This is a genomic window from Caballeronia sp. BR00000012568055 (assembly GCF_029439455.1).
GTDB lineage: Bacteria > Pseudomonadota > Gammaproteobacteria > Burkholderiales > Burkholderiaceae > Caballeronia.
This window is the reverse complement of the sequence record NZ_JAQFVG010000117.1, coordinates 1-878: the sequence shown is the minus strand read 5'-3', so window position 1 is coordinate 878 and position 878 is coordinate 1. Positions and strand designations below refer to the sequence as shown.

At 55.4% G+C, this 878-nt stretch carries 2 protein-coding genes; both read left to right on the top strand.

All coding sequences use genetic code 11. From position 1 onward, the window contains the following. Positions 1 to 580 (top strand): NrtA/SsuA/CpmA family ABC transporter substrate-binding protein (locus P7F28_RS07295; protein WP_277183848.1); only part of this gene is annotated, 580 nt, incomplete at its 5' end. Between the two features lie 3 nt (positions 581 to 583). Continuing rightward, positions 584 to 878 (top strand): acyl-CoA dehydrogenase family protein (locus P7F28_RS07290; RefSeq protein WP_277183847.1); only part of this gene is annotated, 295 nt, incomplete at its 3' end.

The following is an 878-nucleotide window of genomic DNA, read 5'->3' as shown; positions in this document are numbered from 1 at the left end:
AGTGGTCGATCTCGCGGGCCGCAAGGTCGCAGTGAATCGCTCGGGACTCGGCGAATTTCTGCTGATCGCCGCGCTTGAAAAGCATCATATCGATCGCGACAAGGTGCAGTTCGTCTATTTGAATCCGCCGGATGCCGCACCCGCATTTGCGCAAGGCAAAGTCGATGCGTGGTCGATGTGGTCGCCCGCTGTCGATATCGCGCGCAACGCCAATGATGCAAAAGATATCTTCAATGAAGGACGCGATCTGGATTTCCTGATCGACTATAGCTCGCTGGTTACGCGCCGCAAATTTACTGAGGATAACTCCGAACTGATTCGCGCGGTGATCGACGCGTATTACGTCGAAGGCGCGTGGCAATCGACTCATTCGGCGGAATCGGAACAACTCGTGCAGCGCGAGGCGAAGTATCCCGATCAGGTGCGCGAATATCTGACCAGCCTCAAGCGCGTGAATCAATTTCACGAACCCGACGATACCGCGTTCATCACGCAATTTCAGCGCGCCGCCGACTGGCTCGCGGAACGCAAGATCATCAATTCGCGTATCAAGGTCGCGGATTACAGTGTGAAGGTGTAAATCATGTCCGAGACGAAAAACATCGTAAAACAAGGGCCAAAACTGGTTTCGACGCTTTCCGCCGAGTATGGTTTTGCGGAGATCATTCAGGAAATCGCAGCGACTGCGGCTGATCGTGAACGCTCGCACCGCTTGCCGTATGAGGAAATCGGTTCACTCAAAGCGCAAGGCTTCGGCGCGCTGCGTCTGCCCGTAAAAGATGGCGGGCGCGGCGCATCATTACGCGAGCTATTCGTCGTAGCGCGCGATATCGCTGCGGCGGACTCGAATATCGCGCATGCGTTTCGCAATCATTTCT